22 protein-coding genes and 2 pseudogenes are annotated in these 26,680 nt (G+C 63.3%); 9 read left to right on the forward strand and 15 right to left on the reverse strand.

The features are described from left to right. The first annotated feature begins 180 nt into the window (after positions 1-180). Together RTH46_RS02530 and RTH46_RS02535 are read left to right on the forward strand one after the other, a co-directional pair. The gene (locus RTH46_RS02530) at positions 181-1,068 is read left to right on the forward strand and encodes an acyltransferase (RefSeq protein WP_153785745.1); all 888 of its coding nucleotides are present in this window, start codon (positions 181-183) and stop codon (positions 1,066-1,068) included. A 216-nt stretch (positions 1,069-1,284) separates the two neighbouring features. Then, complete coding sequence (locus tag RTH46_RS02535) at positions 1,285-2,634, forward strand: APC family permease (RefSeq protein ID WP_316904985.1); 1,350 nt, start codon at positions 1,285-1,287, stop codon at positions 2,632-2,634. Positions 2,635-2,737: 103 nt separating this feature from the next. On the opposite strand, the gene RTH46_RS02540 is transcribed toward RTH46_RS02535, so the two are convergent. Both RTH46_RS02540 and RTH46_RS02545 read right to left on the reverse strand, forming a co-directional pair. Beyond that, positions 2,738-3,310 (reverse strand): DUF2780 domain-containing protein, encoded by a 573-nt coding sequence (locus RTH46_RS02540; RefSeq protein ID WP_316904986.1) that lies wholly within the window; start codon positions 3,308-3,310, stop codon positions 2,738-2,740. 201 nt (positions 3,311-3,511) lie between these two features. Beyond that, positions 3,512-3,820 (reverse strand): hypothetical protein, encoded by a 309-nt coding sequence (locus tag RTH46_RS02545; RefSeq protein WP_316904987.1) that lies wholly within the window; start codon positions 3,818-3,820, stop codon positions 3,512-3,514. Between the two features lie 746 nt (positions 3,821-4,566). Between RTH46_RS02545 and RTH46_RS02550 the strand changes: the two genes are divergently transcribed. Both RTH46_RS02550 and RTH46_RS02555 read left to right on the forward strand, forming a co-directional pair. After that, a complete protein-coding gene (locus RTH46_RS02550) occupies positions 4,567-5,493 on the forward strand; it encodes an RHS repeat-associated core domain-containing protein (RefSeq protein ID WP_316904988.1) in 927 nt (308 codons plus the stop codon). A 71-nt stretch (positions 5,494-5,564) separates the two neighbouring features. Further along, positions 5,565-5,783 carry a hypothetical protein gene (locus RTH46_RS02555; protein WP_316904989.1) on the forward strand — a complete coding sequence of 73 codons (219 nt, stop codon included), beginning with the start codon at positions 5,565-5,567 and terminating at the stop codon, positions 5,781-5,783. A 114-nt stretch (positions 5,784-5,897) separates the two neighbouring features. Here the strand turns inward: RTH46_RS02555 and fdhA are convergent, their stop codons facing one another. The 7 genes from fdhA to RTH46_RS02590 form a co-directional block, all read right to left on the reverse strand. Then, positions 5,898-7,097 (reverse strand): formaldehyde dehydrogenase, glutathione-independent, encoded by a 1,200-nt coding sequence (gene fdhA / locus RTH46_RS02560; protein ID WP_012270123.1) that lies wholly within the window; start codon positions 7,095-7,097, stop codon positions 5,898-5,900. 284 nt (positions 7,098-7,381) lie between these two features. Beyond that, positions 7,382-8,239 (reverse strand): formyltetrahydrofolate deformylase, encoded by an 858-nt coding sequence (purU, locus tag RTH46_RS02565; protein WP_153785739.1) that lies wholly within the window; start codon positions 8,237-8,239, stop codon positions 7,382-7,384. 12 nt (positions 8,240-8,251) lie between these two features. Then, positions 8,252-8,884, reverse strand: a complete 633-nt coding sequence (locus RTH46_RS02570; protein WP_110992280.1) for a sarcosine oxidase subunit gamma — start codon at positions 8,882-8,884, stop codon at positions 8,252-8,254. Between the two features lie 135 nt (positions 8,885-9,019). After that, entirely contained in the window at positions 9,020-12,034 is a 3,015-nt protein-coding gene (locus RTH46_RS02575; protein ID WP_153785738.1) for a sarcosine oxidase subunit alpha, read from the reverse strand. Further along, positions 12,031-12,366, reverse strand: a complete 336-nt coding sequence (locus tag RTH46_RS02580) for a sarcosine oxidase subunit delta (RefSeq protein ID WP_110992278.1) — start codon at positions 12,364-12,366, stop codon at positions 12,031-12,033. The genes RTH46_RS02575 and RTH46_RS02580 overlap by 4 nt, the downstream gene beginning before the upstream one ends. A gap of 16 nt (positions 12,367-12,382) precedes the next feature. Further along, entirely contained in the window at positions 12,383-13,633 is a 1,251-nt protein-coding gene (locus tag RTH46_RS02585) for a sarcosine oxidase subunit beta family protein (RefSeq protein ID WP_110992277.1), read from the reverse strand. 15 nt (positions 13,634-13,648) lie between these two features. After that, a complete protein-coding gene (locus RTH46_RS02590) occupies positions 13,649-14,902 on the reverse strand; it encodes a serine hydroxymethyltransferase (RefSeq protein ID WP_110992276.1) in 1,254 nt (417 codons plus the stop codon). A 317-nt stretch (positions 14,903-15,219) separates the two neighbouring features. On the opposite strand from RTH46_RS02590, the gene RTH46_RS02595 reads away from it, so the two are divergent. Further along, positions 15,220-16,260 carry a low specificity L-threonine aldolase gene (locus RTH46_RS02595; RefSeq protein ID WP_316904990.1) on the forward strand — a complete coding sequence of 347 codons (1,041 nt, stop codon included), beginning with the start codon at positions 15,220-15,222 and terminating at the stop codon, positions 16,258-16,260. Between the two features lie 105 nt (positions 16,261-16,365). On the opposite strand, the gene RTH46_RS26205 is transcribed toward RTH46_RS02595, so the two are convergent. From RTH46_RS26205 to RTH46_RS02610, 4 genes and pseudogenes are all read right to left on the reverse strand, one after another. Next, complete coding sequence (locus RTH46_RS26205; protein WP_410478548.1) at positions 16,366-17,103, reverse strand: methyl-accepting chemotaxis protein; 738 nt, start codon at positions 17,101-17,103, stop codon at positions 16,366-16,368. 126 nt (positions 17,104-17,229) lie between these two features. After that, positions 17,230-18,303, reverse strand: a pseudogene (locus RTH46_RS26210) (cache domain-containing protein); the annotation flags it as partial. A 180-nt stretch (positions 18,304-18,483) separates the two neighbouring features. After that, the gene (locus RTH46_RS02605; protein WP_110992273.1) at positions 18,484-18,786 is read right to left on the reverse strand and encodes a cell division protein ZapA; all 303 of its coding nucleotides are present in this window, start codon (positions 18,784-18,786) and stop codon (positions 18,484-18,486) included. Then, positions 18,783-19,013, reverse strand: coding sequence for a hypothetical protein (locus tag RTH46_RS02610; protein ID WP_153785734.1), 231 nt, complete (start codon positions 19,011-19,013; stop codon positions 18,783-18,785). The genes RTH46_RS02605 and RTH46_RS02610 overlap by 4 nt, the downstream gene beginning before the upstream one ends. A 292-nt stretch (positions 19,014-19,305) precedes the next feature. Here RTH46_RS02610 and RTH46_RS26215 point away from each other — a divergent pair. Further along, a pseudogene (locus RTH46_RS26215) lies at positions 19,306-20,061 on the forward strand (MCP four helix bundle domain-containing protein); the annotation flags it as partial. Further along, the gene (locus RTH46_RS26220) at positions 20,053-20,916 is read left to right on the forward strand and encodes a methyl-accepting chemotaxis protein (protein WP_390966494.1); all 864 of its coding nucleotides are present in this window, start codon (positions 20,053-20,055) and stop codon (positions 20,914-20,916) included. The pseudogene RTH46_RS26215 and the gene RTH46_RS26220, both read left to right, overlap by 9 nt. 61 nt (positions 20,917-20,977) lie before the next feature. On the opposite strand, the gene RTH46_RS02620 is transcribed toward RTH46_RS26220, so the two are convergent. Then, the gene (locus tag RTH46_RS02620; RefSeq protein ID WP_316904992.1) at positions 20,978-22,840 is read right to left on the reverse strand and encodes a flavin monoamine oxidase family protein; all 1,863 of its coding nucleotides are present in this window, start codon (positions 22,838-22,840) and stop codon (positions 20,978-20,980) included. 256 nt (positions 22,841-23,096) lie between these two features. Between RTH46_RS02620 and RTH46_RS02625 the strand changes: the two genes are divergently transcribed. Both RTH46_RS02625 and RTH46_RS02630 read left to right on the forward strand, forming a co-directional pair. Next, positions 23,097-24,473: a purine-cytosine permease family protein gene (locus RTH46_RS02625; RefSeq protein ID WP_256671299.1), complete on the forward strand. Its 1,377-nt coding sequence runs from the start codon at positions 23,097-23,099 to the stop codon at positions 24,471-24,473. Then, a complete protein-coding gene (locus RTH46_RS02630) occupies positions 24,470-25,300 on the forward strand; it encodes a nitrilase-related carbon-nitrogen hydrolase (protein ID WP_316904993.1) in 831 nt (276 codons plus the stop codon). Before RTH46_RS02625 ends, RTH46_RS02630 begins: the two co-directional genes overlap by 4 nt. Before the next feature lie 15 nt (positions 25,301-25,315). Here RTH46_RS02630 and gbcB read toward each other — a convergent pair whose 3' ends face one another. Further along, complete coding sequence (gene gbcB, locus RTH46_RS02635; protein WP_031314933.1) at positions 25,316-26,416, reverse strand: glycine-betaine demethylase subunit GbcB; 1,101 nt, start codon at positions 26,414-26,416, stop codon at positions 25,316-25,318. Positions 26,417-26,680: the final 264 nt, after the last annotated feature.

The raw sequence follows: 26,680 nt of genomic DNA on the forward strand, positions 1-26,680 counted from the left end.
GACAGGCTTCCTTGAGAGGGGTCAGTGCTTAGACTGTGCGGGCAGGATAGGTTCGGTGCCACAGGTTAAACAACACAATGTGAAACATTTGTGCCACTTAATGGACGTACGACGTTTGGCGTAGGCCACCGGGCTGCTTATCATTGCCGCCCGTACCTTTCACACAACAAGAGTTCCCTTATGCGTCGCCTGTTGACTGGCCTGCTCACCACCACCCTGCTGCTGCTCAACACCCTGGTGATGATCGGCCCGCTGCTGGTTTTCGCCCTGCTCAAGCTGGTGCTGCCCGGGCGCGGGCGCGACTATGCCTCCGCCGGGGTGATGTGGATGGCCGAAAGCTGGTCGGAAGTCGACAAGGCCATCTTCGCCCTGTGCATCCCCACCCAATGGGAGGTGCGCGGCGTCGACACCCTGCGCCAGGACACCTCGTACCTGTGCATCAGCAACCACCAGACCTGGGTCGATATCCCCGCGCTGATCGAAAGCCTCAACCGCCGCGTGCCGTTCTTCAAGTTCTTCCTCAAGAAGGAGCTGATCTGGGTGCCGCTGCTGGGCCTGGCCTGGTGGGGGCTGGACTACCCGTTCATGAAGCGCTACAGCAAGGCCTTCCTCGACAAGCACCCCGAGCTCAAGGGCAAGGACCTGGAAATCACCAAGGCTGCCTGCGAGCTGTTCAAGCGCCAGCCGGTGACCGTGGTCAACTACCTCGAAGGCACCCGCTTCACCCAGGCCAAGCATGCCCAGCAGCAGTCGCCCTACCGCCATCTGCTCAAACCCAAGGCCGGCGGCGTGGCCTTTGTGCTGGCGGCGCTGGGCGAACAGCTCGATGCGTTGCTGGACGTGACCATCGTCTACCCGGGCAACAAGGCCCCAGGGTTCTGGGACCTGCTCAACGGCAGCATCAGCCGGGTGATCATCGACATTCGCGTGCGTGAGCTGGACCCGGCGCTGTGTGCGGGCGATTACGAGAACGACCCGGTGTTCCGCCAGACCGTGCAGAGCTGGGTGAACCAGCTGTGGGTGGAGAAGGACCAGCGCATCGAGGAACTGCGGGCAGAGATGCGCTAAGCCTGGTCTGGCCTCTTCGCGGGTAAACCCGGTCCCACAGGAACTGCGCCAACCCTGTGGGAGCGGGTTTACCCGCGAAGAGGCCAGCAAAAACAGCGCAAATTCCCGATTAAAATCCAGATTAATAATCGACATTAGCAACTCTTTGTTTGTCACCAGCCACCCTGGTGGATAAAAATCGATCAACCACAACTACAAAAAAGCCAGGATTGATCGATGGCAACCCAACCTTGCTCCGCCCCCGCGCAACTGCGCCGTGTCCTGGGCCTGCCCGCCCTGGTGTTCTTCGGCCTGGTGTACATGGTCCCGCTGACCATCTTCACCACCTACGGCATCGTCACCGAGCTCACCGGTGGCCGCACTGCCGGCGCCTATCTGGTCACCTTGCTGGCCATGCTGTTCACCGCCACCTCCTACAGCTTCATGGTCCGGCGCTTCCCCGTCGCGGGTTCGGCGTACTCTTACACCAACATGGCGTTCGGCCCCAACGTGGGCTTCCTGGCCGGCTGGTCGCTGCTGCTCGATTACCTGTTCATCCCGATGATCAACTACCTGCTGATCGGGCTGTTCCTCAACATCGCCTTCCCGGCCATCCCGGCCTGGGCCATCGTGCTGGCCTCCATCGCCCTGGTGACGGTGCTTAACGTGATCGGTATCCACTCGGTGGCCAAGACCAGCAACCTGATCGTCGGCGCGCAGATTGTCTTCATCGGAGTGTTCGTCGCCCTGTCGTGGCAGGGCCTGGCCGGGCAGCCGGTGGATTTGCTGGCGCCCTTGCGCGGTGATGGCAGCGCACCGGGCTTTGGCGCGCTGATGGCGGGGGCGGCGGTGCTGTGTCTGTCGTTCCTCGGCTTCGACGCCGTCTCCACCCTGGCCGAAGAGTGCAAGGACGCCCGTCGCGACGTGCCCCGGGCGATCATCCTCACTACCCTGGGCGCCGGCCTGCTGTTCACCGTGCTGGCCTATGTCAGCCAACTGGTGCTGCCGGGCAGCCACTTCGCCAACGCCGATGCGGCGGCCAACGAAGTGATGCTCAAGGCCGGCGGGCAGTTCCTCGCCAACTTCTTCACCGCCGCCTTCGTCGCCGGCAGCCTGGGCTCGGCACTGGCCTCACAGGCGGCGGTGTCGCGCATCCTGTTCACCATGGGCCGCGACCGCGTACTGCCGCAGCGCAGCTTCGGCTATCTGTCGCCGCGCTTCGGCACACCGGTGTTCGCTACCCTGCTGGTGTCGGCGTTCTCGCTGCTGGCGTTGGTGATCGACCTGGCCACCCTGGCCTCGCTGATCAGCTTTGGCGCGCTGGTGGCGTTCTCGGCGGTGAACCTGGCGGTGGTGAAGACCCACCTGGTGAACGAAAGCGTGAATCGCAACCTCAAGGGGTTGCTGCGCTATGGCGTGGTGCCGCTGGTGGGGTTGGGCCTGACCTTGTGGCTGTGGACCAGCCTGTCGGCGCTGACGCTGGTGATCGGACTTTGCTGGTTTGCCCTGGGGTTGGCTTACCTCGCGGCGCTGACGGCGGGCTTTCGCAAGCCGGTGCGCCTGGTGGACTTCACCGAAATCGCTTGAAGGAACATAGAGCCTGTGGGAGCGGGTTCACCCGCGAATGCGAGGGTGAATGTGCCGCCGCCTTCGCGGGTAAACCCGCTCCCACAGGGACCGCGTCAGGCAATTAGACCGATGGCTGAGCCAACGGCGCCGGCGTCGCCCACAAATTCCCCAGGTTCTGCAACAACGACCCGGCAATCCCCTGCTGCCCCAGGTACTGCAGGATCAACGGCGCAAACTGCCCGATCATCCCGGTATCCAGGCCCAGCGCCTTGAACGCGGTATCCAGGTCGTTGCGGTTCTGCACCTCACCACCCAGCGCATTGCCCAACGGCGAGTCAGTCTTGCCGTTGCCCAGCAACTGCCCCAGGCCGCTCAATCCGCCCAACGCACTGGCCCCCGACAGCAAGTCCAGCCCCGGCACGGCCTTGGTCAGCTGGCCATAGTCGTCGCCGCTGAGGTTGTTGCGCGCCAGCCCCAGCATCGCCCCGGCGCCGCCGATGGCCTGCTCGGGGGTGATCTTCAACTCGCTGCCCAAGGTGTTGAGCAGGTTGGCCTGGCCTTCGGGAGCCTGCACCGGGGCGCTCTGCTGCTGGTTTTGCGTGGCGGAAACCGCGTTGGCAACGTCGCTGAGGTTGAAGGCGAACACCGGGCTTGCGGCCAGGGTCATCAAGGTTGCCAGGGTGAGTGCTTTCATCGGGAGGGACCTCGTCGGCCGGGATGGCCGGGAAACGAGGGGTTTGACTGGGGGTTTGAACCTTTGTTCCGGGCCGGTGGTCGGCGCTGGCCTCATCGCTGGCAAGCCAGCTCCCACAGGTATGGCGCAGGCCTTGAGGATGGCGCGGTCCATGTGGGAGCCGGCTTGCCGGCGATGGGCCGCAAAGCGGCCGCAGTCACATCAATCTGGCTGATAAAAGCTCGAGGCCGGCACCTGCCGCAAGGCCCCCACCAACGCATCCACCTGCCCCCAGGCCACCGTCAGGTGTTGCAGGCTCGACGCCTGGAGCCTCTTCAAATCGCCTCCCGTCGCCAGTTCCTGGGCGTGGTAGCCGTCGGTGTAGGCGATGAACATGAAATGGCAGACGTTCATAAGTACCTCCTCGATGGGCACGGCGCCTTCGAGGATGGCGGTGGAGAGGGATTGACCGGGTGGGAGTTCGAATTTGACGTGGAGGTCTTCGGGTGGGTCGGGGACGATTTTTTTCATGGCAATCACCTGAATGCAGTGTTGCTGCCCCGTTCGTTTCCACACAAATGGGTGGCAGCTGTACACGGGGTGGAAACCCGGATGCATTCAGGAAAACCCGGTAGGCAAAAGCCTCCCGCGCACAGCTGCCGTAACGACAAGTTCCGGAATGCATGTTCGGGTTTCCACGCCCGGCCGCTGAACCCTCAGCGACCGGCAGAGCCTAGTGGCCAGTGTTTTCCCGGACAATCAGACGCGCATCGACAGGATGCGTAGGATATTTCCATCGCCTTACCAGTGTATGCGGGAAATATCCTGCGACCACGTAGGGCGTTTCCGCTTACCTATCATTTTTGCCAGTAGCCATGCGCCTGGCCTCTAATCAATATCCTCAATAGGGTCTGTATGAAAAGTCTTGAGACGAAGGTCAGGCAAGGCGAAAACAGCCGAGGAACGGCCGGAGTCGCGCTCGACTTTGCGGGTTATAAATGAGCATTCCGACCGAACAGGCGCACCAGGTTTTTTTCAACGCAACATCACCGATGCATCAAGGCTTTTCATACAGATCCCAGAAAACTTCCGGAATCATCGACCGTTAAAAAATGGCCGATGGCAGTCGGAAATCACACAACGCTGTTCGCAAACGGCACAAGTGATTATGGAAATATCATGGCAGACCGTGCCGATCGCCGTTTATCGGCGGAATGTTCAAAGCTATCCATATCTCCGTGAGTCAAGCGGGCAAGACCCATGCCTGGAGAAACATCATGCATAAAAATGCGAAAAGTACATTACTGTTCCACCAAGGCAGAGCCCTGAAAACGGTAAAGAAGGGGCTGCGAACCATCACACTCCTCGGCACGCCCGAACAGCCGCTGGCCGAGCACGAGCCTGCATCGCAGGCTGTCGCTCAAAAACTACTGGCTAGCGACCAGCAAGGCTCGGTAGTCAACGTGCACGCTAGCGTTGTCTTGCCACCGACTTCATATGCAGCCTACGGATACTGCACACCGCAGTATCAGCCTCATTCGACACTGGCCTATAACGGCGAACGCGTTGATGTATTTGGCTGGTATCTGCTGGGCAGCTATCGAATTCTCAACACCGCTATCATGCGTTTTCATTCTCCGGATAGCTTTAGTCCGTTTGGGGCTGGGGGAATCAATGCGTATGCGTACTGTGGTAACAATCCCGTGCTCAATACCGACCCAACTGGCCATGTCGTGCCGACCGCAATTCTGCAACATCCCGCACAAAAATTATTGCTACCGGTGCTCAGCGGTAAGCGCGTGAAAGTAATGACGATTGGCACACAGAAGAAATATGTTCCTGCTCCGCCACTCAGTGAAGGAGATATAGCTAGCGTGCAAGACCTCGTCTCGTTGACCACGGAAACCATTAAGACCTTGAGAGCAAGAAATCAAGGACTAAATAACATTTTAAAGCCCTTCAATTCTAGCAAGGACAAATTAAAGAGGCTGGACCTTGAGCACCAACACTCACTGAAACCCAATAGTGACAGAGGGGAGAAGGCCCAGCAAAAAAAATTGCGAGAGCAATACAGCGAACACCTTATTCAGCATAACGAAATATCCGCCAATACATTAAAATACTGCGAAGAACAAGAAACAATAGCGACAGACCTAACCTACCTCAATAAACTCAATGAATTTGCCAGGGCCAATATTAACTAAACTCTCTGCATGGCAACACATTCAATATCTGCGGCCTCTACCAAACCGACCGCTAGAACCAGAGATTCATCATGAACAAGCAAACCGCAGCCACTCTCTTCTTCTACCAAAATGGCAAACTCATCACCGTTAAAGTGGACGGCGACCACCACTCCATTTTCCGCAACGCCGACATCCCAATGGCCGAACTCCAATTTAACGAAAACAACAATTTACTGGCGACCGACGACAAGGGCTCAGTGCTGGTCATGCAGGGCAAACTTAACGAGGCAATCAAGCCGGGTCGGTAGTTGCCTGGACGGGCCTCATCGCCGGTTAGCCGGCTCCCACAGAGGTCTGCGTCATGGCTGAAGCTGGGATGAAAAAGCCCCTCGACTCGAGGGGCTCTTTTCACTTCACATCCGTCACGCCGCGCCCCACATCTTGTGCGGGTCGATCACAAACTTCTTCGGCACGCCGGCATCGAACTCTCCATAGCCTTCCGGGGCCTGGTCGAGGTTGATCACCTGCACGCCCACCACTTCGGCAATGTTGATGCGGTCCCACATGATCGCCTGCATCAGCTGGCGGTTGTACTTCATGGTCGGGGTCTGCCCGGTGTGGAAGCTGTGCGACTTGGCCCAGCCCAAACCAAAGCGAATGCTCAGCGCACCGATCTTGGCGGCAGCATCCACCGCACCCGGGTCTTCGGTCACGTACAGGCCCGGGATACCGATGCTGCCGGCAACGCGGGTCACCTGCATCAGCGAGTTGAGCACAGTAGCCGGGGCCTCGTGCTTGGCGCCTTCATGGCCGTGGCCACGGGCTTCGAAGCCTACGGCGTCGACGGCGCAGTCCACTTCCGGCTCGCCGAGAATATCGACGATCTGCTCGTGCAGCGGGGTGTCCTTGGACAGGTCGACCACTTCGAAGCCCTGGGACTTGGCGTGGGCCAGGCGGGCAGGGTTCAGGTCGCCAACGATGACGCAGGCAGCGCCCAGCAGACGTGCCGAAGCAGCAGCGGCCAGGCCGACCGGGCCAGCGCCCGCGACGTACACGGTGCTGCCAGGGCCAACGCCAGCGGTAACGGCGCCGTGGTAGCCGGTGGGCAGAATGTCGGACAGGCAAGTCAGGTCACGGATCTTCTCCATGGCCTTGTCACGCTCGGGCAGTTTCAGCAGGTTGAAGTCGGCGTAGGGCACCAGCACGTACTCGGCCTGGCCGCCAGTCCAGTCACCCATGTCGACGTAGCCGTAGGCGCCACCGGCGCGGGCCGGATTGACGGTAAGGCACACGCCGGTGTGCATCTCTTTGCACGAGCGGCAGCGGCCGCAGGCGACGTTGAAGGGTACCGACACCAGGTCGCCGATCTGCATGCGCTCGACGTCGCTGCCCTTCTCGACGATTTCACCGGTGATTTCATGGCCCAGGACCAGGCCGACCTGGGCAGTGGTGCGGCCACGGACCATGTGCTGGTCGGAGCCGCAGATGTTGGTGGAAACCACCTTGAGGATGACGCCGTGTTCGATCTTCTTGCCGCGCGGGTCCTGCATTTTCGGGTAGTCGATTTTCTGTACTTCGACCTTGCCAGCGCCGAGATACACCACTCCACGATTGCCAGACATGCTCTTACCTCGCTTGATTTGTATTTATGCAGCGTTGGTTGAAGCGCCGCCATCCATGGGCGGCATGTGTTTCTGGAATGCAGGAATTGTGGGCCTGATGGGGCTTGTCGCAGTGACTGGTTGCGACAGAGGGATACCTGTTTGCGGCGCAGGGGTGTCGCAAAAAGCATCGCGGGGCAAGCCCGCTCCCACGCAGTGGACTTGCTCCCAAGGGTTGGCTTGGGGGCATTCCATTGCGTGGGAGCGGGCTTGTCGGAGTGCCGCACCACCGCGATGGCGTCAGTTCAGAGTACGACGGTGCGATTGGCGTTCAGGAACACCCGCCGCTCGATGTGATACCCCACCGCCCGCGCCAGGGTCAGGCATTCGATATCCCGCCCCTTGGCGATCAGATCCTCGGGGTAATGGCTGTGGTCCACCACCTCCACCCCCTGGGTAATGATCGGCCCTTCATCCAGGTCGTTGTTGATGTAGTGCGCGGTGGCGCCAACCATCTTCACGCCCTTGTTGTACGCCTGGTGATAAGGCTTGGCGCCCTTGAACCCCGGCAGCAGCGAGTGATGGATGTTGATCGCGCAGCCATCCAGCCGGCGGCACAGCTCGGGCGACAGCACCTGCATGTAGCGGGCGAGGATTACCAGCTCCGCACCAGACTCCTCAATCACTTGAAGCACCTTGCGCTCCTGCGCCGGCTTGTCGTGGGGGTCGAGGGCAAAGTGGTAATAGGGAATCTTGTGCCAGTGGGCCAAGGGCTCGAGGTCGGGGTGGTTGGACACCACCGCGACCACGTCCATGGCCAGCTGGCCGATGCGCTGGCGATACAGCAGATCGTTCAGGCAGTGGTCGGCCTTGGACACCATGATCACCACCTTGGGCCGGTGATGGGGTGCACTCAGCTCGAGGGCCATGCCGAACGCTTCGCTACGCTCGGCCAGGCCGGCACGAAAAGCGGCTTCGTCGAAACCGTCGGGGGCGCGGAATTCCACGCGAATGAAAAACCGCCCCGACAGCCGGTCATCGAAGGAATGGTGCTCGGTGACGTAGCAGCGCTGCTCATAGAGGTGACGCGTCACCACATCGACGGTGCCGAGCATGCTCGGGCAGTCGGCAGTGAGAATCCAGGTGTCCGGTGCCCGACTCATGCGGTGTACTCCTTAAGCTTCGATGGCCAGGCCGTATTCGGCCGATGCGTCCTGCAGCCACAGCCACCAGTAGTCGGAGAAGCTGCGGCGGATCATCAACTCCCAGGTGTCTTCGGCGGTGCGGCGGATCACCAGCTGCGACTTGGCGAACACGGTGCCCACGGCCTTGCCCACCGGGAAGTTGTTCGGGTGAACATCATAGCTGGTGGATTTCATCAGCACGTCGCGCACGTTGGGGCCGCGCAGCTCGAGCAGGGTCTGCCCGCCGCTGACGTTGACCACCTGGATGTGCTGGCCGTCGAGGGCTGCACGCAGCTTGTTCTCGACTTCCACTTCCTGACCGCCGGGGACGATCAGCAGGAACTCATCCGGGCCCATCCATTGCAGCGACATGTCGCCGTTGGCGACCACGGTCAGGGCCACCGGCAGTTCCAGGCCCAGGGCCTTGTGCACGGCGCCGGCGAAGGCCGGGTCGTGGCCATCGCCACGCAGGGTCAGGTGGCCGAGGAATTTCTTCTCGCGCAGGGTGACGCCTGCGTTCTTGCGGCCCTTGCCGACCAGGCTGGCCAGGTCGGCGTGGTGCAGTGGCGACTGAGCCTTGGCATCAGGGCCGGGGTTTTGCTGGAAGACGTTGATAGCGCTCATTTCTTACCTGCCTTGAATTCTTGTGCGAGGGATCACACTGACCTCGTGGGAGCGGGCTTGCCCCGCGATGGGGGCGTCAAGGCCTCCATCGCATCGCGGGGCAAGCCCGCTCCCACGTGTCGCATCATCCTGTGATCAAACGTTCTGCCGCTCACCCTTCGGATCGAAGAACACCGCGGAGACGATTTCCGCCTCGATCACGCTGCCATCGGCCTGTGGCGAATACACCCGCTCGCCCATGCGCTTGAGGCCGCCCTTGACCACACCCATGGCGAACGAATAGCCCAGGGAGTTGGCCGCGTAGCTGGAAGTGACGTGGCCGACCATGTCCATCGGGATCGGTTGCTTGGGATCGAACACCAGCTGGGCGCCTTCAGGCAGCCACACCTTGGGGTCGACCGGCTTGAGGCCCACCAGCTGCTTGCGGTTGTCGCGCAGGCAGTCTTCGCGGTTCATGCCACGCAGGCCGATCCACGAGAACGGCTTGTTGCGGCCCACGCACCAGCTCATGTTCAGGTCGTCCGGGTTCATCGAACCGTCGGTGTCCTGGCCCACGATGATGAAGCCCTTCTCGGCACGCAGCACGTGCATGGTCTCGGTGCCGTACGGGGTCAGGTTGTACTTCTTGCCGGCCTCGACGATCTGCTCCAGCACGCCCATGGCGTAGTTGGCCTGCACGTTCACTTCGTACGACAGCTCGCCGGTGAACGAGATGCGGAACACCCGGGCCGGCACGCCGCCGACCTTGCCTTCCTTCCAGGTCATGAACGGGAAGGCTTCCTTGTCCATGTCGATGTCGGTCAGCTCGCTGAGCAGCTTGCGGCTGTTGGGGCCGGACAGGGTCATGGTGGCCCAGTGGTCGGTGACCGAGGTGAAGTACACCTTCAGCTCCGGCCATTCGGTCTGGTGGTACAGCTCCATCCACTGCAGCACACGGGCGGCGCCGCCGGTGGTGGTGGTCATGATGAAGTGGTTGTCGCCGACGCAGGCGGTCACGCCGTCGTCGAAGACCATGCCGTCCTCTTTGCACATCAGGCCGTAGCGGGCCTTGCCCACATCGAGCTTGGTCCAGGCGTTGGTGTAGATGCGGTTGAGGAACTCGCGCGCGTCCGGGCCCTGGATGTCGATCTTGCCGAGGGTGGAGGCGTCCAGCAGGCCGACGCTGTCGCGCACGGCCTTGCACTCGCGGGCCACGGCGGCGTGGATGTCTTCACCGGCTTTGGGGAAGTACCACGGGCGCTTCCACTGGCCGACGTCCTCGAACTCGGCGCCGTTCTTGACGTGCCAGGCATGCAGAGCGGTGAAGCGCACCGGCTCGAACAGGTGGCCACAGTGCCGGCCCGCTACCGCGCCGAAGGTCACCGGCGTGTAGTTGGGGCGGAACATGGTGGTGCCCATTTCCGGGATGGTGATGCCGATCGAACGGGCGGCGATGGCCAGGCCGTTGATGTTGCCCAGCTTGCCCTGGTCGGTACCGAAGCCCAGCGCGGTGTAGCGCTTGACGTGCTCGACCGACTCGAAGCCTTCGCGGGTGGCCAGTTCGATACCGGCGGCGGTGACGTCGTTCTGCTGGTCGACGAACTGCTTCGGCCCTTTGCTGCCCTTGTCGTGCGGCACCTGGAACAGCGCCACGGTGGCCTCTTCCTTGCGCGCCACGGTTTTCGGCAGGGTGCCGACAGTGGCCTTGAAACCGGCCTCGGTGGCAGCGCGGGCGCCGCCTTCGAACCCATCGGCAATCACGTCACCGAGGGCATAGACGCCGTTGATGCCGCCCACGCACTCGCGCTTCTGCGGCGCATCGCCCGGCACGAAGCCGAGGATGTCGTCACGCCATACCGGGCGGCCGCCCAGGTGCGAAGCCAGGTGGACGATCGGGCTGTAACCGCCCGAGGATGCGATCAGGTCGCACTCGAGGGTCTCGCCTGGGCTGGTGACTTTGTGTGCCTGCACATCGATGGCGGCCACGCGGGCGCCGGTGACGTGCTTGCTGCCTTTGGCCTCGATCACGGCGCTGGAGGTGAGGATGCGGATGCCCTTGGCACGCGCTTCTTCAACCAGCGAGCCACGTGGGTTGTGGCGGGCGTCGGCGATCGCGACCACTTGCAGGCCGGCGTCGTGCCAGTCGAGCGCTGCGCGGTAGGCGTGGTCGTTGTTGGTCGACAGCACCAGCTTGCGGCCTGGGGCCACGCCGTAGCGGCGCACGTAGGTCGACACGGCACCGGCCAGCATGTTGCCCGGCACATCGTTGTTGCCGTACACCAGCGGGCGCTCGTGGGCGCCGGGCGCCAGTACCACGCGCTTGGCGCGCACACGGTGCACGCGGTGGCGCACCTGGCCGATCGGGGCGCGGTCGCCGAGGTGGTCGGTGAGGCGCTCGTGAATGGTCAGGAAGTTATGGTCGTGGTAGCCGTTGACCGTGGCCCGTGGAAGCAGGGTCACTTCCGGCAGGCTTTCCAGCTCTTTGATCACCGCGTTGACCCAGTCGGCGGCAGGCTTGCCGTCGAGGGTTTCGCGGGTGTCGAGCAGGCTGCCGCCGAACTCTTCCTGTTCATCGGCCAGGATCACCCGGGCGCCGCTGCGGCCGGCGGCCAGGGCGGCTGCCAGGCCGGCGGGGCCTGCGCCGACGATCAGCACGTCGCAGTGCTGGTTCATGTAGTCGTAGCTGTCCGGGTCGTTCTGCAGCGGCGCACGGCCAAGGCCTGCGGCTTTGCGGATGTACTTCTCGTAAGTCATCCAGAACGATTTCGGGTACATGAAGGTTTTGTAGTAGAAGCCCGGCGGCATCATGCTGCCGCCCACCTTGCCGAGGATGCCCATGACGTCGTTGTTGACGTTCGGCCAGCCGTTGGTGCTGGTGGCGACCAGGCCTGCGTACAGCGCCTGCTGGGTGGCACGCACGTTGGGGATCTGGGTGGCTTCGCTGGAGCCGATCTGCAGGATGGCGTTCGGCTCTTCGGTACCGGCGGCGATGATGCCGCGGGGGCGCGAGTACTTGAAGCTGCGCCCGACGATGTCGACGCCGTTGGCCAGCAGGGCGGCAGCCAGGCTGTCGCCGGCATAGCCCTGGTAGGTCTTGCCGTTGAAGGTGAAGTTCAGCACCTTGCTGCGGTCGATACGGCCGCCGCTGGCGAGGCGATAGGTCTGGCTCATACTTTTTCCCCTTGGCCCTTGGCGGTCGCGGATGCCGCGCTTTGCTTGCCGGCAGCGGTGACTTGAGGCTTCTCGCCGATCTTGTAGGTTTCCAGAATTTCGTAGGTCACGGTGTCACGGGTGACGTTGAAGTACTGGCGGCAGCCGGCAACGTGGTCCCACAGCTCGTGGTGGATGCCACGCGGGTTGTCGCGGAAGAACATGTAGGTGCCCCACTCCTCGTCGGAGCAGGCGGCCGGGTCCAGCGGGCGCGGGATGTGGGCCTGGCCGGAAGCGTGGAATTCTTCTTCGGAGCGCAGCTCGCCGCAGTGGGGACAGAAAATATGCAACATGACGGTTGTCTCCGGGTCAGTGGGCGACGGCAGCAGCGCCGTGTTCGTCGATCAGCGCACCGTTGTAGAAACGGTCCATGGAGAACGGCGCGGCCAGTGGGTGCATCTCGCCCTTGGCCAGGCTTGCGGCGAACACGTTGCCCGAGCCTGGGGTGGCCTTGAAGCCGCCGGTGCCCCAGCCGCAGTTGAAGAACATGTTCTTGACCGGGGTCTTGGAGATGATCGGGCAGGCGTCCGGCGAGGTGTCGACGATGCCGCCCCACTGGCGGTTCATGCGCACGCGCGAGAGGTTGGGGAACATCTCGACGATGGCCTGCAGGGTGTGTTCGATCACCGGGTACGAGCCGCGCTGGCCGTAGCCGACCCAGCCGTCGATACCGGCACCGATCACCAGGTCGCCCTTGTCGGACTGGCTGATGTAGCCGTGCACGGCGTTGGACATGATCACGCTGTCGATGATCGGCTTGATCGGCTCCGATACCAGGGCTTGCAGCGGGTGCGATTCCAGCGGCAGGCGGAAGCCGGCGAGCCTGGCCATGTGCCCGGAGTTACCGGCGGTGACCACACCGACGCGCTTGGCGCCGATGAAGCCTTTGTTGGTTTCCACGCCGATCACGGCGCCGTTTTCTTTACGGAAACCGATCACTTCGGTCTGCTGGATCAGGTCCACGCCCAGGGCGTCGGCGGCACGGGCGAAGCCCCAGGCCACGGCATCGTGACGGGCCACGCCGCCACGGCGCTGCACGGTGGCACCGAGGATCGGGTAGCGGGTGTTCTTCGAGCAGTCCAGGTAAGGGATCTCGGCCGCCACCTGGGCGGTGTTGAGCAGCTCGCCATCGACGCCGTTGAGGCGGTTGGCATTGACCCGACGCTCGGAGTCGCGGATGTCCTGCAGGGTGTGGCACAGGTTGTACACGCCGCGCTGGGAGAACATCACGTTGTAGTTGAGGTCCTGGGACAGACCCTCCCACAGCTTCATGGCGTGCTCGTACAGGTGCGCCGACTCGTCCCACAGGTAGTTGGAACGCACGATGGTGGTGTTACGGGCGGTGTTGCCGCCGCCCAGGTAGCCTTTTTCGATCACGGCAACGTTGGTGATGCCGTGTTCCTTGGCCAGGTAGTAGGCCGTGGCCAGGCCATGGCCGCCACCGCCGACGATGACCACGTCGTAGACCTTTTTAGGGGTTGGCGTGCGCCACATGCGCTGCCAGTTCTCGTGGTGGCTGAGGGAGTGTTTGAAGAGGCCGAAGCCCGAGTAGCGTTGCATGGTCGTTTACTCCACTCAGCGGTAAACAGGGAAGTCTGCGCACAGGGCGGCGACGTTCTTGGCCACATCGGCTTCAACGTCAGCGTCGCCGAGGTTGTCGAGGATGTCGCAGATCCAACCGGCCAGCGCCACGCACTGGGCCACCTTGAAGCCACGGGTGGTGACGGCCGGGGTGCCGATACGCAGGCCCGAGGTGACGAACGGCGACTGCGGGTCGTTGGGCACGGCGTTCTTGTTGACGGTGATATGGGCACGGCCCAGGGCGGCGTCGGCGTCTTTGCCGGTAAGGCCCTGGCGGATCAGGCTGACCAGGAACAGGTGGTTGTCGGTACCGCCCGAGACCACATCGAAGCCGCGGTCGATGAACACCTGGGCCATGGCCTGGGCGTTTTCGATGACCTGCTTCTGATAGGCCTTGAAGCCTGGCTCCAGCGCTTCCTTGAAGCACACGGCCTTGGCGGCGATCACGTGCATCAGCGGGCCGCCCTGGGCGCCGGGGAACACCGCGGCGTTGAGCTTTTTCTCGATCTCTTCGTTGCTCTTGGCCAGGATCAGGCCGCCACGTGGGCCGCGCAGGGTCTTGTGGGTGGTGGTGGTGACCACATCGGCGAAGGGGATCGGGTTCGGGTACAGGCCGGCGGCGACCAGGCCGGCAACGTGGGCCATGTCGACGAACAGCAGGGCACCGACTTTATCGGCGATCTGGCGGAAGCGTGGGAAGTCGAGGGTTTTCGAGTAGGCCGAGAAACCGGCGACGATCATCTTCGGCTTGTGCTCGACGGCCAGGCGCTCGACTTCGTCGTAGTCGATCAGGCCGGTGGTGGTGTCGATGCCGTACTGCACGGCGTTGTACAGCTTGCCCGAGGAAGACACCTTGGCGCCGTGGGTCAGGTGACCGCCGTGGGCCAGGCTCATGCCCAGAATGGTGTCGCCGGCCTGCAGCAGGGCCAGGTACACGGCGCCGTTGGCCGACGAACCGGAGTGCGGCTGCACGTTGGCGTAGTCGGCGCCGAACAGCTGCTTGGCGCGCTCGATGGCCAGCGCCTCGACCTTGTCGACGTGCTCGCAGCCACCGTAGTAGCGCTTGCCCGGGTAGCCTTCGGCGTATTTGTTGGTGAGGCCGCTGCCTTGGGCCTGCATCACGCGCTTGCTGGTGTAGTTCTCCGAGGCGATCAGCTCGATGTGATCTTCCTGGCGCTGTTCCTCGGCATTCATCGCCGCCAGCAGTGCGTCGTCGTAACCCTGGATCTGGTCTTGCTTGCTGAACATCATGTATCTCCCGGCAGCGATCGTTTCTTGTCTGTAGAGGGACTTGTCACCCTTTGCAGCGATGGTATGGCCGGGCCGGGGGGCACAGATGCCTGCGCGCGCCTTGCAATGGCGCGTTTACGACATTGGCTGCAGGGTTTGTCTGTGCCGGCCCTTTCGCGGGTAAACCCGCTCCCACAGGGATTGCGCTGCACCCTGTGGGAGCGGGTTTACCCGCGAAAGGGCCGGCACAGGCGACGCAGGCCTGGGCCTGTATAGGCAACCGCCAAATCGATGGTTTAGAGTGCGTGCCTGCGTCGTAAAAAAGGACAGGCGTCATGACCGACAACAACCAACAATTCGCCAGCGACAACTATTCCGGCATCTGCCCCGAGGCCTGGGCCGCGATGGAAAAGGCCAACCACGGCCACGAACGCGCCTATGGCGACGACCAGTGGACCGAGCGCGCCTCGGAGTACTTCCGCAAACTGTTCGAAACCGACTGCGAAGTGTTCTTCGCTTTCAACGGCACCGCCGCCAACTCCCTGGCCCTGGCCTCGCTGTGCCAGAGCTACCACAGCGTGATCTGCTCCGAGACCGCCCACGTCGAGACTGACGAATGCGGCGCGCCGGAGTTCTTCTCCAACGGCTCCAAGCTGCTGACCGCGCCCAGCGTCAACGGCAAGCTCACCCCCGAGTCGATCCGTGAAGTGGCGCTCAAGCGCCAGGACATCCACTACCCCAAGCCCCGCGTGGTGACCCTCACCCAGGCCACCGAAGTGGGTACGGTATACCGCCCCGACGAGCTCAAGGCGATCAGCGCCACCTGTAAAGAACTGGGCCTGAACCTGCACATGGACGGCGCACGCTTCACCAACGCCTGCGCCTTCCTCGGCTGCACCCCGGCGGAGCTGACCTGGAAGGCCGGCGTCGATGTGCTGTGCTTTGGCGGCACCAAGAACGGCATGGCCGTGGGCGAGGCGATCCTGTTCTTCAACCGCGCCCTGGCCGAAGACTTCGACTACCGCTGCAAGCAGGCCGGGCAACTGGCCTCGAAGATGCGCTTCTTGTCGGCGCCGTGGGTCGGGCTGCTGGAAGACGGTGCCTGGATGCGTCATGGCCGTCACGCCAACAAGTGTGCGCAACTGCTGGCGTCGCTGGTCAGTGGCTTGCCGGGCGTCGAGCTGATGTTCCCGGTAGAGGCCAACGGGGTGTTCCTGCAGATGCCGGAGCCGGCCATCGAAGCGCTGCGCAATAAAGGCTGGCGCTTCTATACCTTCATTGGCAGCGGTGGGGCGCGGTTCATGTGCTCGTGGGATACCGAAGAGGCTCGGGTGCGCGAACTGGCGGCGGATATCCGCGCCATCGTCGGCGCCTGATCCACCGCATTCGCGGGTAAACCCGCTCCCACAGGTGCTCCACTAACCTTAAGGTCAGTGCTGTCCCTGTGGGAGCGGGTTTACCCGCGAAGAATCCAACACCGATTAAAGCCTGAACCCACCCATCTGCCGCGCCAGGTCATCGGCCAATCCACGCAAGGCCTGGCATTCCTCGCGGCATCCCTGCACTTCGCTGGCCGTCTGCCGCGCCAGGTCGGAAATCCCCTGCACCGTGCGGTTGATCTCCTCGGTCACCGCCGACTGCTCCTCGGTCGCCGTGGCCACCTGGTGGTTCATGTCGCTGATCTGCTCCACCTGATCGGTGATCGCCCCCAGCGACGTGCCCGTGAGCTGGCTGGACTCCACCCCATTGCCGGTCGCCTGCTGCCCCGCCTGCATCGACGACACCGCCGTGCCCGCGCCCTGCTTGAGGCGCTGGATCATCTGCTGCACTTCGTCGGTGGACACCTGGGTGCGCCGGGCCAATGTACGCACCTCGTCGGCCACCACGGCAAAGCCACGGCCCATCTCACCGGCCCGCGCCGCTTCGATGGCCGCGTTCAGCGCCAGCAGGTTGGTCTGTTCGGAAATACTGCGGATCACCGCCAAAACTTCATCGATCGAGGCGACTTCGTCGGCCAACTGGCTGACCGCATCGGCGGCCTTGCCGATCTCGCCAGACATGCCTTCGATGTTGTGAATGGACCGACGCACCACTTCCCGCGCCTGCAGCGCTTCGTCGCGCGCCGACTGCGATGCCACGGCGGCGGAGCCGGCATTCTGGGCAATGTCCTGCACGGTCAAACCCATCTCGTGCACGGCGGTGGCGACCATCTCGGTCATTTCCTGCTGCCGGCCAGAGCGTTCGGCGGTGTTGTCCACCACTTGCGTCACTTGTTCGACCGATCGGTGTAGGCGCTCGGTGGTGCGCAGCACTTCGCCGATCAAGCCGCGCTGGCTGTCGAGGAAGCGGTTGAAGCCCCGGGCCAGATCGCCCAGCTCGTCCTGGCGCGAATCGTCGAGTCGGTGGCTGAGGTCACCGGCACCGCTGCCAATCTGCACCAATGCCGCAGTGACCTGGCGGATCGGCCGTACCAAGCCACGCGCCAACAGCACCACCAGCAACAGCGACACCAGCGCTACGCCTCCGCCAATCAAGCTGGTGAGCCAGACGGCCTGACGCATCTGGGCATAGATTTCGGCCTCGGGCACTTCGGCCACCAGGGTCCAATTGAGGTCACGCAGGGGCAGGCCCAGGGCCAGGTAGGTTTCACCGTCACGGCTGAAACGGCTGCTGCGCAGGCCCTGCCCGCCCGTCATCACGGCTTTGGCTGCATCGGCATCGAGCTGCTCGGCGAGTTTGCGCTTGCCGCTGAATTGCTGGTCGGGGTGCACCTGGATCAGGCCATCGTTGCGCACCAGGAACACCTTGCCGTGCTCGCCGAAGCTGAAGTCGTGAATCAGCTTGGACAACTCGCTCATGCGCAGGCCCATGCCCGCCACGCCCACCAACTGGCCATCCTTTTCCACCCGATAGTCGATGAACAGCGCCAATTCGCCGGTGGCCCCGTCGATATCGATATTGACCAGGCGCTCGGCCCCGCTGTCGATATAGCCGTAGAACCAGCTGTCCTTGGGGTTGGCGCGGCTGAGAGTGCGATCCAGGCCTTTTTCGTTGTAGTAGTGGTTGCTCGCAGTGGCGGCGAACATCGTGGTGAAGGCCTTGTTGCGCTGCCTGGCACCCTCCAGGTACTCGATGAAACGCGGTGCTTGTGCAGGATCTTCACCGGCTGCCAGCCAGTCGCGCAGCAGGGTATTGCCGGCGATGTCCGCCGCGGCCACCAGCGGTCGGCCGAGCATGCGTTCGATGTCGTTGCGGATCGCCTCGATGCTGGCCGGCAGCGCCGTGTCGACCAGGTACCGCTCGGTGAGGCGGTTGACCGCCACGGTGTAGATCGCCACCACCACCAGGATGCTCGCCAGCAGGGCCGCGCCCATGCTTGCGATCAATTGCCACTGGATACTCCGCCGCCAGATACGCATGCCCTGCTACTCCCGCTAATTATTGTTTTGCGAGAAGTGTATACACTCAAGTATCCAGTTATTCCAGAGATCTGAGACAGCACAAAAAGACTGTGGGAGCGGGTTTACCCGCGAAGACGTCGGTGAAACCACCATCGTCTTCGCGGGTAAACCCGCTCCCACAGGGGATGCTTGAGCGCTTTACTGGTCGCCGATGGTGCGGCTGATGGCATCGACGGTGGCGTCGATCTGCGCCTGGGTGCGCTCCAGGGTCTTGGCGTGTTCGCGCTGCAACTCGATCTGTTTCGAGCACAGGTTCAGGGCCGCCAGCACCAGCAATTTGTCACCGATCAGGGTCGGGTAGCTGCGCTTGGTCTCGGCCAGGGCGACGTTGAGCATGCGCACGGCCTGGGCCAGGGTCTCTTCCTGGCCTTCCGGCGCCTTGAGCGAATAGTCGTTGCCGAGGATCGAGACGACATTGACCGGCTGCGCGTGCAGCCTCATGCGTTCACGACACCCGCGCTGGCGCGGTCGACCAGGGCCTGGATGCGGGCAGCGGTGGCGCCGTGCTTCTCTTCCTGTTCCATCAGCGACAACTGCAGGCTGTCGTTCTCTTCCTTGGCCTGGGCCAGTTCCTGGGCCAGGTTGGCGTTCTGTTCGGCCAGTTGTGCGTTCTTGTGCATCAGGTCGGTGACCAGCTGCTCGAGTTGATTCAGGGAAGTTTCCAACATGCGTCTATCTCGGGTTGTTGCAAAGGGCGCACACGATAAGGAAAAACCTGCGCCCTCGCCATTAAATATCGGATTCAAAAGGTTTTTACCTGCTCAGGTTGACCGGTGTCGGCCGCCCTTGTTCCGGCCTGGGTCAACCGCCTGTCAGGAATTTAGTTAGCTGCCTCACAATTTCACCGTGCCACTATCAAGACTGGCCGGTCACGACCGATACGCCGGCAGGTCCCATTTCGTCGCACGGACTGCGGCCCCCCTTTCTGCCTTGGATACCGCCTCCATGTCCCTACGCAACATGAATATCGCCCCGCGCGCCCTGCTCGGGTTCTCGGTGATCGGCCTGCTGATGCTCGGCCTGGGTGTCTTCTCGCTGATCCAGATGGGCAACATCCGCCAGGCCGGCGTGACCATCGAAGAAATCAGCGTGCCCAGCATCAAGACCCTCGACGAGCTGACCGCGCTCAACCTGCGCCTGCGCACCCTCTCCTACCGCCTGCTGCTCAACCGCGAGCCGGCCACCCAGCAGGACACCCTGCGCCTGCTCGACGAGCGCAACGCGCAGATCGACAAGGCCCGCCATGCCTACGAGCCGCTGATCAGCGCCGCCGATGAAAAAGCCGCGTTCGATCAGTACGGCCAGTTGCTCGGCCAGTACCGCCAGCTCGAAGCGCGCATGCGCAGCCTGAGCCAGGCCGGCGACCTGGAAGGCTTGCGCACCCTGCTCAACCGCGACCTGCTGGACAACTCCGAGCAGATCAACAAGGTCATGGACACCCTGGTGCGCATCAACACCGACCAGACCCGCGACACCAACCTGCAGGCCGCCGACCAGTACAACGGCGCCTTTGCCCTGGTGATCGGCCTGCTGATTGCCGCCACCGTGCTGACCCTGCTGTTCGCCCTCCTGCTCACCCGCAGCATCGTCAAACCCATCGACGAAGCGCTCAAGGCCGCCGAGCAGATCGCCGAGGGCGACCTCACCCACAGCATCCGCCCCGAAGGCACCGACGAAGCCGCGCGCCTGCTGCAGGCCATGGCCAAGATGCAGGACAAGCTGCGCGACACCTTGCAGTTGATCGCCGGCTCCGCCACCCAGCTGGCCTCGGCCGCCGAAGAGCTGAACAGCGTCACCGACGAAAGCGCCCGCGGCCTGCAGCAGCAGAACAACGAAATCGAGCAGGCCGCCACCGCCGTCACCGAAATGACCAGCGCGGTCGAGGAAGTGGCACGCAACGCGGTCAGCACCTCCGAAGCCTCCAGCGAAGCCAGCCGTTCGGCCGGCGATGGCCGCGACCTGGTCATGGAAACCGTGGGCGCCATCGAGCGCATGAGCGGCGACGTACAGGCCACCGCCAAGCTGATCACCCACCTGGCCGAGCAATCGCGCGACATCGGCAAGGTGCTGGACGTGATCCGCGGCCTGGCCGACCAGACCAACCTGCTGGCGCTCAACGCCGCCATCGAGGCGGCGCGTGCCGGCGAGGCGGGCCGTGGCTTTGCCGTGGTGGCCGATGAAGTGCGGGCGCTGGCGCACCGCACCCAGCAGTCCACCAGCGAGATCGAGCGGATGATCGGCAGCATCCAGGGTGGCACCGAACAGGCCGTGGACTCGATGCGCACCAGCACCGAGCGCGCCGAATCGACCCTGAACATCGCCAAGGGCGCAGGCCTTGCGCTGGACACCATCGCCTCGGCGGTGGGGCAGATCAACGAGCGCAATCTGGTGATCGCCAGCGCCGCCGAGGAGCAGGCCCAGGTGGCCCGCGAGGTGGACCGCAACCTGGTGAACATCAATGACCTGTCGGTGCAGAGTGCCACCGGCGCGCATCAGACCAGCGCGGCGAGTGCCGAGTTGTCGCGATTGGCGGTGGACCTCAACGGGCTGGTGGCGCGGTTCCGTACCTGACCGTCAAGGCCATAGGGGGGGGCGTGGCACCGGCGAATGGCCTCAACCTCCGCGTGCCCCTCTATGTGCGCCTGCCAGGCCGGCACAGCCAGTTCGTCAGCGCACGAATAAGACGGCACGGCAGCCCTGCCGGCTGCTGCTGGGCAGGCACACCCCCCAACGCCATCGGCTTGAGCCGTTCCCATTGCGAGATCGGCCCCGCCTGCGGCGCAACCCCGCCATTGAACTTGCTGGCCAGCTTGTCCACGGCATTCAGTGCCGTGGTCACCGCCCCCTCGGCCCAGCCTGCGGTCCAGGACACATCGTCGCCGGCCAGGATGAAGCCATCATTGGCAACGCCGTTGCCACCCTCGTGGAACTGGCTGAACAACAGGCGCTGATACTCGTATTGGCCGGGCAGGTTCATCTTGAACGCACCGAGGTAGAAGGGCTCTGCTTCCCATTGGATCTGCGCGAACGGGTCGCTGCCCAGGTACTGCCCACGCAGGTCCACCTGCGGATAGACCTGCTCCAGCAGGGTGGTGCACAGCTCGGCGTTGGGCATGTGCGCCTGGCTGCCCAGCAGTTTGAGGCTGTCGTCGTTCCAGGTGTACGACAGGAAGATCCCCGAGCCTGTGTAGTTGCCGCTGCTGGCGCCATAGTCCACCAGGTAGGTGCCGCGGGTCAGGCGGTCCGACAGGGTGATGCTCATCAATTGCCGGCCTTCACTGTCACGGGCCTTCCAGAACGGGCTGCGGGTCTGGGCGAAGACCTTGGCCGACTGCATGTAGTGGGTGTACATCACCGCTTCCCACTGCTTCTGGCTGAGCAGCGCCGGGCCTGCGGGTTGCGGGTCGGCATGCCGGTAGCGAAACTTGTCGAGGATGCGAACGTGTGGGGTGTAGACCACCGCTGCAAAGGTCTGCGTGTGGTCCTCCTGCCGCTCCAGGTCGTGCAGGTACACCTCGAACTGGCCATCTTCGCGACGGCTGACCAGGCTGACCTCCTGGCGCAGCGGGTTGCGCCCAGGCAAGCCTGCCATGGTCAAGGTCTGCACCGTTTCGAGGGCATCCCAATACACATGCTCGTCGCCAAAACTGCCGGGGGTGCCCGCCCATAGCCGCTGCGGCAACTGATCGGCGCCATCGCGCATCAGCTGGTGGGAAACATCCAGCCCGGTATAGAGCACCCGCAGCACTTCGAGGAAACAGTTGGGGAAGTCGGTATTCCAGCCACCGGTACCGAAACCGATCTGACCGAACAGGTTGATATCCGCCGCCGACCACTTGGCCTGCTCGACCATCGCCGCATGGAAACTCAAGTTATCCCAACCCAGTTCGAGCATATTGTTCCAAGTGGACTTGATGAAGTCTTGATCCACCGTACCATCGGACATTGCCCGTTCCATGGCAGCAAAATGAATCGGGGATTGTTCCAGGAACTCTTCAAAGAAACGGTCTTCAATGGCCTTGAACTTTTCTGGCCGGGGAAATTCCCCGTCATCACCCTCGAAGTAATACTTGTTCCCTTCGTAATCAACTACCGTACTGACCGCTGCAACGCTGCCCGGGTTGGGGAAGTCTTCACTGTTGTCACGCATGCCGACTTTATCGAAGTAATGCATCAGCGCCCTGCCCGACACCGGAAAGCGCATGGCCCCACGCTCGAACGGCACACTACCGACCCCGTCGGAGAACAACCGCCCACCGATTCGCCCGCTGGCCTCCACCACCACCGGCCGCAAGCCCATGCGCATGCACTCATAGGCGGCCACGAGCCCCGCCACACCGGCCCCCACCACCAGTACTGCCTGGCCCAGGTTCTCGGGCTGCAGACTGCCCAGGGGGCTTGCGCCCTTGGCCTGCAGGTAGCGTGCATAGTCGAATGGAAAGTCCGGAATCAAGGCACTGACAGCGTCGGCCCGGGCCAGTAAAGCAGCTCGCATTCTGTTGGGTGTAGCCGCCATGTTTATTACTCACTTCACTGTGAATAAGTTAATTAACCGAAGTAAATAGGAATATTCCTACATAGCAAAATACTCTTTCGCGCTATTAATTCGAATTCTGAGACTATCAGAAATGCCAGTTGACATAACCTCAAACAACCAGTCCACACGTGAACTTCGCCGTAAATTCCGGTGAAATTCCATGACACCTGGAATTCCCATGGCTCGTGCAATACACGCGAAAAAAGTCTTGAACATGGAAGCCCGAAGTATCGAACAAATCCCGGCCGGTGAACGGCACGGCAAGGCCTGGCACTTGGCGCCGTTCTGGTTCACCGGAAACTTCGTGCTCACCACCATGGCCACCGGTTTCATCGGCCCGTCCTCCGGCCTGCTGGCCTGGCAAGCCATTCTGGCGATCGTGCTGGGGGTCGCGGCCGGCACCTTGTGCATGGCATTACACGCCAACCAGGGCCCGCGCCTGGGCCTGGCGCAGATGATCCAGTCGCGGGCCCAGTTCGGGCTCTATGGCGCGGTGCTGCCATTCGCGGTGGTGGTCGGTGTGTACGTGGGTTTCAACGTGTTCAACCTCACGCTGGCAAGCGAAGCGCTCGGCCCGTGGCTGCCGGGGCCGGCGCCGCTGTGGCAGGGCCTGCTGCTGGCCATCGCATTGTGCATCGCCGTAGTCGGCCACGACCTGCTGCACGCGGTGCAGCGCTGGCTCACCTACGTGCTGATCGCCGTGTTCGGCTGGCTCACCCTTACCGCGCTGGGTGGGCTGCAACTCGATAGCGCACAGCCGCAAGTACCCTTCTCCTGGGCTGCATTCTTCGGCCAGCTGTCGGTGGCCGCGGCCTACCAGATCAGCTACGCCGTCTATGTGTCCGACTATACCCGCTACCTGCCTGCCGACACCCCGGCCCGGCGCACCGTCGGCTGGACCTATCTGGGCGCCGCCGCATCGGCCATCTGGCTGATGTCGCTGGGCGCCCTGCTGGCCTCGGCACTACCCGCCGACGGGCCGATCGGCTACGTGAAACACCTGGGTGACCTGGCCATGCCGGGCTTCGGCAACGTCGCCGTGCTGCTGGCGGTGCCGGCGCTGGTCGGCATCATGGCCATCAACTGCTACGGCGCCATGCTCACCGGCGCCAGTGCCCTGTCGGCCATGCGCGAGGTACCGCCTGGGGCCGGGCCACGCATTGTCGGTATCGTGCTGGTGGGGGTGCTGATCTATCTGATCACCCTGAGCCTGCCGGCCAGCTACCTGGACAGCTTCAGCCTGTTCCTGCAACTGATGCTGTATCTGCTGCTGCCCTGGAGCGCCATCAACCTCACCGACTTCTATCTGCTGCGCCAGGGCCGCTATGTGATCGCCGAACTGTTCGACGCACAAGGCATCTACGGGCGCTGGGCACTGCCTGGCTTGCTGGCCTACCTGGGGGCGCTGCTGGCCATGCTGCCGTTCGCCAGCCTGGGCGGTTACCAGGGCTGGCTGGTTGCCAGCCTGGGGGGCGTGGACCTCGCCGCGCCAGTGGGCTTCGTCATGGCAGCCCTGCTCTACGGGTGTTTTACCTACCACCGCGACAACCAACGTGAAACCGCCCTGTGGCGCCAGGAGAACCGCGTATGAACGGCACCTACCGTGTGGCCTGCCAGCAACTGGCCCCGCAGCTTGGCCAGCCGCGCCTGAACCTCGAACGCTCGCTCGCCGCCATCCGCGACGCCGCACTGGCCGGCGCCAGGCTGGTGGTGCTGCCGGAACTGGCGCTCAGCGGCTACCTGTTTCGCGACCGTCAGGAGGCCCACGACCACGCCGAAACGCGCGACAGCCCCGCCCTGGCGGCCTGGGCGGCGCATGCCCGCACGCACCAGGTGATCGTGGTAGGCGGCTTTTGCGAACGCCTGGCCGGGGGCGCAGTAGCCAATGCATGTGTGCTGATCGAGCCTTGTGGTCGTCGCACCTTCTACCGCAAGGCCCACCTGTGGGATGGCGAAACCCGCATTTTCACCCCTGGCGACCAGCCGCCACCGGTGGTGAACACCGCCATCGGCAAAGTGGCGATGATGATCTGCTACGACCTGGAGTTTCCCGAATGGGTGCGCCTGGCCGCGTTGGGCGGCGCCCAGTTGCTGTGCGCGCCGGTGAACTGGCCGCTCGGGCCGAGCCTGCCGGCGCAGCGCCCGGCCGAGGTGATCCGGGCCCAGGCCAATGCCTCGGTGAACCGCCTGTTCGTGCTGGCCTGCGACCGTTGCGGCGAGGAACGGGGCACACAGTGGGTGGGCGGCACGGCGCTGTTGGACGCCGACGGTCATCTGCTGGCAGGCGGCGATCGCAGCCAGCACACTCGCTTGCTGCTGGCGGATATCACCCCGGCCGAGGCCGACGACAAACGCATCAGCACCTACAACCATGTGCTCGAAGACCGCCGCCCGGATCTGTATCGTGGGCTGCTGTGAGGCCGCGTGTGCGGGTCAGTACTCGATCCGCACATCCCCCTTCGGCACACTGCAGCAAGACAGGATATAGCCCTCGGCCTCGTCCTCTTCGGTGATCCCGCCGTTGTGCTCCATCTCCACCTCGCCGCCCAGCTTGAGCACCTTGCAGGTGCCGCAGATGCCCATGCCACAAGCCTTGGGGATCATCAGCCCGACCTTGGCCGCCGCCGCATGCACGGTCTCGCCCGGGGCCACGCGAATGCTCTTGTCGCTGCCGACGAACTCCACCAGGTTGAGGTCGGCCGCGTCCACTTCCGGCGCATCGGCCGCAGCTTCGGCGTGCTCCACCGCATCGGCCTTGGCCTCCGGCGGTGTCGCGCCGAACGACTCCTCGTGGTAGTTCTTCATGTCGAAGCCGACCGCCTCGAGCATGCGCTTGACCGCGCTCATGTAAGGCGTCGGGCCGCAGCAGAAGATGGTGCGTTCCAGGTAGTCCGGGGCGATCAGCTCCATCAGGCGCTGGTTGAGGTAACCGCGATAGCCGGCCCACGGCTCGCCCAGCCCGTGCTTCTCGCAAATGATGTGCAGGCTGAAGTTGGGGATGCGCGAAGCCATCTGCTCCAGCTCGCGGTGATAGATGATGTCCTTCGGCGAGCGGGCGCTGTGCACGAAGACCATGTCGACATTGGCGTTGGTGTCGTAGAACCAGCGGGCCATGGACATCACCGGGGTGATGCCGACGCCACCGGACAGGTACAGGGTCTTGCCCGCCGGGAAGTCGATGGCGTTGAACAGCCCCACCGGCCCGTGCACCGGCAGCTCGGCGCCTTCGTGCATGGTGTCGTGGAGGAAGTTCGACACCAGCCCGCCCGGCACGCGCTTGACGGTGATCGAAAAACTGTAGGGCACTGACGGCGAGCTGGAGATGGTATAGGAGCGCATCACCGGCTTGCCTTCGATCTCCAGCTCCAGGGTGACGAACTGCCCGGGCTTGAAGAAGAACATGATCGGCTGGTCGGCCATGAAGCAGAACGTGCGCACATCCCAGGTTTCCTGGATGACCTTGACGCAGCGCACGATGTGGCGGCCATTGGCCCAGGTCTGGGTGGTGACCGGGTTGAGGAAGGTATCGGACATGTTCATCTCCAGCAGCCGACTGTCGGCCTTTCTTATGGCTCCGATAATGCGCAACGCGAGGGCTGCGTACATTCCCATCCGCGACATCGGCGTGCTTATCGCGACCAGCCCCACGCTACAAGGGTTGGCGCGTCGGAATTCGATGCGGCCATGTCGCCCATGGATATGGTTCCCGCCGTCTTCGAACGCACACTCCTCGGCAAAACAACAGGCTGTTTATCCAAAGCAGCAGCCCTGCGGCAAACAACAACGATTAGCCACTTT

The sequence above is a fragment of the Pseudomonas sp. zfem004 genome, assembly GCF_032621715.1.
In the GTDB taxonomy this organism is placed as follows: Bacteria; Pseudomonadota; Gammaproteobacteria; order Pseudomonadales; family Pseudomonadaceae; genus Aquipseudomonas; species Aquipseudomonas sichuanensis.

Excerpts from the sequence above, each read along its gene's own strand:
- gbcB (WP_031314933.1), bottom strand. The coding sequence starts at position 26,416 with ATGTCCGATACCTTCCTCAACCCGGTCACCACCCAGACCTGGGCCAAT.
- RTH46_RS02535 (WP_316904985.1), top strand. The coding sequence starts at position 1,285 with ATGGCAACCCAACCTTGCTCCGCCCCCGCGCAACTGCGCCGTGTCCTG.
- RTH46_RS26205 (WP_410478548.1), bottom strand. The coding sequence starts at position 17,103 with ATGACCGAGATGGTCGCCACCGCCGTGCACGAGATGGGTTTGACCGTG.
- RTH46_RS02545 (WP_316904987.1), bottom strand. The coding sequence starts at position 3,820 with ATGAAAAAAATCGTCCCCGACCCACCCGAAGACCTCCACGTCAAATTC.
- RTH46_RS02590 (WP_110992276.1), bottom strand. The coding sequence starts at position 14,902 with ATGTTCAGCAAGCAAGACCAGATCCAGGGTTACGACGACGCACTGCTG.
- RTH46_RS26220 (WP_390966494.1), top strand. The coding sequence starts at position 20,053 with ATGCAGGACAAGCTGCGCGACACCTTGCAGTTGATCGCCGGCTCCGCC.
- RTH46_RS02605 (WP_110992273.1), bottom strand. The coding sequence starts at position 18,786 with ATGAGGCTGCACGCGCAGCCGGTCAATGTCGTCTCGATCCTCGGCAAC.
- RTH46_RS02530 (WP_153785745.1), top strand. The coding sequence starts at position 181 with ATGCGTCGCCTGTTGACTGGCCTGCTCACCACCACCCTGCTGCTGCTC.
- RTH46_RS02555 (WP_316904989.1), top strand. The coding sequence starts at position 5,565 with ATGAACAAGCAAACCGCAGCCACTCTCTTCTTCTACCAAAATGGCAAA.
- RTH46_RS02550 (WP_316904988.1), top strand. The coding sequence starts at position 4,567 with ATGCATAAAAATGCGAAAAGTACATTACTGTTCCACCAAGGCAGAGCC.
- RTH46_RS02540 (WP_316904986.1), bottom strand. The coding sequence starts at position 3,310 with ATGAAAGCACTCACCCTGGCAACCTTGATGACCCTGGCCGCAAGCCCG.
- RTH46_RS02630 (WP_316904993.1), top strand. The coding sequence starts at position 24,470 with ATGAACGGCACCTACCGTGTGGCCTGCCAGCAACTGGCCCCGCAGCTT.
- RTH46_RS02575 (WP_153785738.1), bottom strand. The coding sequence starts at position 12,034 with ATGAGCCAGACCTATCGCCTCGCCAGCGGCGGCCGTATCGACCGCAGC.
- RTH46_RS02610 (WP_153785734.1), bottom strand. The coding sequence starts at position 19,013 with ATGTTGGAAACTTCCCTGAATCAACTCGAGCAGCTGGTCACCGACCTG.
- RTH46_RS02620 (WP_316904992.1), bottom strand. The coding sequence starts at position 22,840 with ATGCGAGCTGCTTTACTGGCCCGGGCCGACGCTGTCAGTGCCTTGATT.
- RTH46_RS02570 (WP_110992280.1), bottom strand. The coding sequence starts at position 8,884 with ATGAGCGCTATCAACGTCTTCCAGCAAAACCCCGGCCCTGATGCCAAG.
- RTH46_RS02585 (WP_110992277.1), bottom strand. The coding sequence starts at position 13,633 with ATGCAACGCTACTCGGGCTTCGGCCTCTTCAAACACTCCCTCAGCCAC.
- fdhA (WP_012270123.1), bottom strand. The coding sequence starts at position 7,097 with ATGTCTGGCAATCGTGGAGTGGTGTATCTCGGCGCTGGCAAGGTCGAA.
- RTH46_RS02595 (WP_316904990.1), top strand. The coding sequence starts at position 15,220 with ATGACCGACAACAACCAACAATTCGCCAGCGACAACTATTCCGGCATC.
- RTH46_RS02580 (WP_110992278.1), bottom strand. The coding sequence starts at position 12,366 with ATGTTGCATATTTTCTGTCCCCACTGCGGCGAGCTGCGCTCCGAAGAA.
- RTH46_RS02625 (WP_256671299.1), top strand. The coding sequence starts at position 23,097 with ATGGAAGCCCGAAGTATCGAACAAATCCCGGCCGGTGAACGGCACGGC.
- purU (WP_153785739.1), bottom strand. The coding sequence starts at position 8,239 with ATGAGTCGGGCACCGGACACCTGGATTCTCACTGCCGACTGCCCGAGC.